The sequence below is a fragment of the Pseudofulvimonas gallinarii genome, from assembly GCF_004343305.1.
GTDB classification, from domain to species: domain Bacteria; phylum Pseudomonadota; class Gammaproteobacteria; order Xanthomonadales; family UBA2363; genus Pseudofulvimonas; species Pseudofulvimonas gallinarii.
This window is the reverse complement of sequence record NZ_SMAF01000044.1, coordinates 1-5,544: the sequence shown is the minus strand read 5'-3', so window position 1 is coordinate 5,544 and position 5,544 is coordinate 1. Positions and strand designations below refer to the sequence as shown.

Here is a 5,544-nt window from a genome sequence, read left to right as displayed (position 1 = left end):
AACAGGCCGGCCGCCGGGCCGCCGCCATCATGAGCCTGCTCGCCACCGCCAAGGCTAACGGCATCGAGCCGCACGCCTGGCTGGAAAACACCCTGGTGCACCTGCCGACCACCCTCAATCGCGACATCGACAGCTTACTGCCGCTGCGGCGCGATTGAATCCGGGGGTGGGGGTGTCCTTACCGGACGCTTACGTCTCATCAATCCGATTATATAAAATTCACCCGTTTTGTATTCCACTGACTGTCCGCACATGCGCGCATCAGCCTAAGGTATCAGGGTAAGTTATACGCCCGCAGTTGAATCGGCCAACAACAATATTATGATCATCTGACGCAATGGCCGCCGCAGGATATGACCAATGGTCTATTCAGAACAGAGGTCTATGAAGGCCGTAAAACAGACTGGCTCGGCTCTGTGCATCTGCCTAGGGCGCGCTTTGGTTGGTTAGCCGCAAATATGGCCGTTGTGATAATCTGTGTAATCGTGGCGCTTATCATATTTGGACGTTATGCGCCACGGGAAGTCGTCGTAGGTCGGGTAGTGCCGAAAGGCGGAATTGTTGACGTCAATTCAAATACCAGCGGTACCGTAGTAAACCTACTGGTTCGAGAGGGAGAGTTGGTTTCGCAAGGGCAGAAGCTTCTCGAAATCACCCCTGACATCGAGATTGCCCGGATCGGAGAGACGCTGACAGAGCGAATTGCAGGTGATCTCAACAGGCGTAGAGCAGTGCATATCGTTGGCATTCGACTTTTTGCATCGACGATGGCGATCCCGGTGGTGACATCCAGTACGGGCGGCACGACACTTCGCCTCAGCGCACGCGCGAGAGCATGCGCCGGTGGCCGATCAGCCGCGCCCAGGCGCTGCCGACGACGAACAGCGTGTGGTAGCCGGCTTCCAGGACGAGGCGGTTGCAGGTCGCCGCCGACAGGCGCAGCGCCGGTTCGGCGGCGCAGACGCGGGCGTCGATGTCCAGGCTGCGCGCCAGCGCCTGGCAGCGTGCCAGGTGGTAGCGGTTGCTGAGCAGCGCCACCGGCCCGGGTGGCAACAGGGCGCGCACTTCGCGCAGATTGTCGACGGTGTCGCGCGAGCGCTGTTCGATGTGCAGGCGCGGCGCCGCCTCGGGCATGCGCCGCAGCAGCCAGCGCCGTGCCGCTTCCGCCTCGCTGGGATGCTCCGGGCCATCGCTGTGGCCGCCGGTGAGCAGCAGCGGCAGCTGCGGATGCGCGCGCAGCAGGCGCAAGGCGTGACGCAGGCGGCAACGGAACTCGGCGTCGGGGCGGCCGTCGCGCAGTTGCTTGCCGAAGACGATGACACTGCGGGCATCGCCGGGATCGCGGCCGGCGCCGCGCGCCACCGACCAGGTGCGGCGCAGGAACCACAGGTAGACCAGGCCGGCACTGAGCAGCGTCGCCGGCGCTCCGACGACCAGCACGTGCAGGATGTCCGGATCGCGCCAGGGTGAACCGTTGCGCCAGCGGGGATTGCCCGACACCAGTGAACTCCTTCCGCCTCCGTCACGTCAGCAAAACAAGGGCACGACCGACCGACCGCCACAGTGCACCGGTGTGGCTAACCGCCCAAACAAAAGCTCTGCATATGACGCCGCGACAGAAAACCCGCTCTTACCAATTACGCGGCATCAAGCGAATGACCGCTGCTCTCATTACCGAAAGCTCACCGGGTCGCGTCGCTTCGACACTGCCGCTCAGGAGGATACGATCACCATGCGTCGTCACACTCACCGCGCTCCGACTGGTCCAATCCGACGCAATTTCAGACTCATGAAGAATTCGGCTCACGCTCACAATACCCGTGTGCTGCGTCCAGATATACGCGTCAGAGCCAGCGGTTTGGTCATTGGCATAGCTCCCCACCACCATGTTGCCATCGTGTGTAACATCCGCCACCCAGAATGGTGCGTAATAGTGGATCACCGCATCATCAGGTGTGCCGAGGTAGGCCATACGGCCCGGCGCCTGCCACCACCATGCTTGCCCGGCGTTGGGGTGATTGGCGCTGGGGACCACCTGATCAACTCCAAAGACCAATCCGCCATCAGAACTCACGGACAAGGCCCATGCCAGTTCGTGCCCGTCATTGTCGCGTAGCAACTCCGGAGGCTGGTCGTCCATCCAACGAACAGCTGGACGCCTTGGCATGCCATTAATCAGTCGCACCGTAATACCGACTACGACACCGCCATCATCGGAGGCCGCCCTCGGTGTTCCACCTCCAATCTCGTCACTGACACCCAACAGCTCAATCCCGGTACTTGATCTCCATTTCCAAGGGCGATCGCCAGCATTGGTCTCATTGCGCTTTCGACCGACGATAACGCTTCGATTCGGCGAGGCACCATCCATGCGGGCACCAAGCAGCGCCGCCTCATCGATCAGGCTCCAGACTCCTTCACTCCAAACTGAAGGCTTCGCATCTCGAACAGTGCTGCTGTCGTGTCGTGTTGAGAATATCGATGAACCATCGGGCGATATCAGGGCAAACGAATCCATACCCCTCAATGCTTGATCTGCTATAACTTCCCACTCCGCCTTATCGACAGTCGCTTTTAATACCTCACTTCTACCATTCTCCTTCTTTCTGGTCGCAACGATCAAACCGTCGTCTGAGATGTTCTGCACTTCGATATGCGCTACGAACGGCCCATGATCGACCTGCAACTCGGTGAAACTGAGTTCGTACAAGTCGATAAGCTTCGGCCGCTGCCAGGGACAGGCCACTTCGTGCAGGCTGGTCAGACGGGTGAGGTCGAATGCTCCGGCGCCAAAAGCCGGCAATACGGAAGCGTAGCTGGCGCTGCCGCCATCACACGCCAGTTCGAACGTCAGCTCGCCCCAGGCGAAGCGCTCGACATCGTCCGGATCGAAGGCGGCACCAAAGCGGGCGCCCCGTGTGGCATGAACATCGGGAAAGTGAATCCTTCCCTCGGCATCAAGCTGGCCGGTGCCGAGCATCCAGTATTGGTTGCCCTGCCCGTCGTAGCTGTACCAGGTCACGATCGCCTGATTGGGGCTGGACCAATGCAGTGCGTAGCCTTCGCCATTGTGCGCCAGGTCGTACCACGAACCACTTTGTCCCGCGTGGCCGGCCACCTCGCGGCCGGTTACACCATGCGGCGTCTCGCAACGGGTACCCATCACATGGGCCAGACGTTGTACGTTGAAACTCTGGCTCTGATTGAATGCGCTGTAACTGAACTGCCCGTTGTCGCAATCATCAAAGCGAAAACTGGCCGAACCTACATCTTCTCGCACCACATCATCCGGATCAAAGGCAGCGCCGAACCGCGCACCGCGGGTCACCACCAGTTGCGGAAAGTCGATGCGTTGACCGCCATCACCATCGGGCACGACCTGGCCCGCCGCCGTCAACCAGCGCTGCCTGCCTTGGCCATCGTAAGTGAACCAGTACAGCCAGGCATTGCCTGCATCACGCAGCTCCAGCACCCAGCCTTCACCGCTGCGGTCAAGGGAGTACCAATGTCCGGCGTGGCCGGAACGGATCGTCATGCCCTGCGCCCAGGCGAATGTGGTGCCAGCGATAACCAGGACCGCGACCGACAGCAAGCGGCCTGGCAAGCTTGTCATGTTCTTCATATCAAACTCCTTAACCCGAATTCAGCCCGCAACGGCAGCGAAACAGGTGAGCGGCGAGGCCGCTCACCTGTCGCCGTCCATCAAGGTGGCGAGCCGCTGTAGCAATAGAACGGAGTGTTGACTGTGCTGTTCCCGTAGGGGTTGCTGACTGTCAGCGATGCGGACGTAGGCCCGTTGCTGGGGCAAATACCGCCGAAACTGGTGCCGGATCCAGATTGAGTACCGTAGCCCCAGCTCAGTGATGTCGAGCCTTGCGAGCGGAAGCCGGTGTAGCACATGAACTGGCCCCAGCCCAACCCCTCGCAGAAGTTGTTTTCAACAACTGGAGCTGCCGCGCCATGGGTAGTCAGCATGGTACGCCCCATGAGGTTCAATGCCTGCTCGACAGGCTGGAAATACACCTTGCGGCTGCTCGGCTGCACCGCGGGTGGTGGCTTTGGACAGGTCGCCGGCGAAAACCCATCCAAACCCGCACCGCCTCCTACATTGACACCTTGGATCTGACCGGTGGCCGCAGCAATATGAGGTCCGACGGAATCCCCATCTTCCGTACAGCTATCGGAGACTTCGACCAGCCCTTCCATTTCGTACCAACTCTGAAACATCAAGTCGGCATCCATGTCGGTGATCGTTCCACAATGCGGACCGAACGTAGTTTGACCGTAGCGGCAGACCGTGGCACCCAACGTTGCCTTGAGCATTCCGCTCCAAACGGCAGGCACCGAAAGCGTACCATCGCTGTAGCCGTTGATCTGTGGCACAGGAGTCCAGCCCGGCTCAGTTTCCACCCACGCAGCATCCTGCGGCCCACCGATGAGGCCGTCAAAAGTGCCGTCCACGACCTCGCCATACTTCAAGCCGCCGGGTGTTTCGATCTCATCACCCGGATCTACGCAGTGCCCAGCAAACAGGAAACCGTCGTTGACCGATACACCGATGGAGCACGGAAAAACACCACCAGCCGGAAGACCTGCCCACGTCGCGTTCCTGGTTCCATTAGCGCCGAGAACCGGCCCGGACGAAAATGTCGGCGGGTGCTGTGCTGCAATCAGAATAACTGGCACATCCGTCGCTCCAAGGCTTGCCTGAGCTGCTTCCAGTTCGTTTCGCGCAACACCGATGACAACACGGTTTCTGATTACGTCGACACTCGCACGGGTCACCGTTCCGGCCGGCAAGGAGACTTTCAACCGCAACACCGCATCCGCACGCGCGTTCCGGAGCTGCTCCAAGGACCAATCTGCGCTTACAGGCAGTGCGCCAAGGTGTCGGATGAGATGAGAATCAGCCGGCTCGGCGCTGGCGACTTTGAGTGACAGCGTATTCGCGTCGAACCAGCTGCCAGCATAGCCGGCCAGGCCGATGGATCGGATATGTTAGTCCAGTTCGGCTGCCCGACCTTCCGCATTCAACCGTTCGGCCGCTTCGGTCTCATTCAGACCATACAGCGCCATGACTGACGCCAAAGTCGTGACTTCATAGTGACGAACATCACCAACACTTTGTGCGGATGCGCACAATGCTGATCCCAACATGGCCGCACTCAACGCCAGCCACAACCTTGCTTTGCTTTGCTTTGCTTTCGGACATGACACACCCTCCGCCAGGAAAAGGTCATGCATGCGTGAATAGTCGCCTTCACACGTGCCGCTGCTCGCAACCGGATTGGCGGCGAACGCTGGCATGAAAGCACACAACGCAGATCGGCATGTTAAACGTTTCTTACTAGGTCACATTTTGCGCGTTCATTTTCGCATTTAAAGGAAAACGGTACGCAGCTGGATCGAATTGCCCCGCGAGTTGACTGGTGGCGTCCCTAGCAGCCTTTTGCTTTTCTCCCGCGCCAGCGCTTGCTTTGCCGCCTTCGATTTGCGATACCGCACTCAGGTATAGCGAGGGCGTGCGATGCGTGGTGCAGATGT

6 protein-coding genes are annotated in these 5,544 nt (G+C 59.8%); 1 reads left to right on the top strand and 5 read right to left on the bottom strand.

Annotation, left to right across the window (positions count from 1 at the left end):
* A partial coding sequence (locus tag EDC25_RS14405; protein ID WP_132577779.1) for a transposase domain-containing protein occupies positions 1-158 on the top strand: 158 nt, incomplete at its 5' end.
* 658 nt (positions 159-816) lie between these two features.
* Here EDC25_RS14405 and EDC25_RS14395 read toward each other — a convergent pair.
* The 5 genes from EDC25_RS14395 to EDC25_RS14940 form a co-directional block, all read right to left on the bottom strand.
* Positions 817-1,500, bottom strand: a complete 684-nt coding sequence (locus tag EDC25_RS14395; RefSeq protein ID WP_164483870.1) for a YdcF family protein — start codon at positions 1,498-1,500, stop codon at positions 817-819.
* Between the two features lie 130 nt (positions 1,501-1,630).
* Positions 1,631-3,622 (bottom strand): hypothetical protein, encoded by a 1,992-nt coding sequence (locus EDC25_RS14390; protein ID WP_123520792.1) that lies wholly within the window; start codon positions 3,620-3,622, stop codon positions 1,631-1,633.
* An 80-nt stretch (positions 3,623-3,702) separates the two neighbouring features.
* Entirely contained in the window at positions 3,703-4,854 is a 1,152-nt protein-coding gene (locus tag EDC25_RS14385) for a S1 family peptidase (RefSeq protein WP_132577777.1), read from the bottom strand.
* A gap of 144 nt (positions 4,855-4,998) precedes the next feature.
* Positions 4,999-5,307, bottom strand: a complete 309-nt coding sequence (locus EDC25_RS14380; protein ID WP_132577775.1) for a hypothetical protein — start codon at positions 5,305-5,307, stop codon at positions 4,999-5,001.
* A gap of 40 nt (positions 5,308-5,347) precedes the next feature.
* Positions 5,348-5,544, bottom strand: a 197-nt coding sequence (locus tag EDC25_RS14940; protein WP_207905723.1) for a hypothetical protein, incomplete at its 5' end; no start/stop codon positions are given.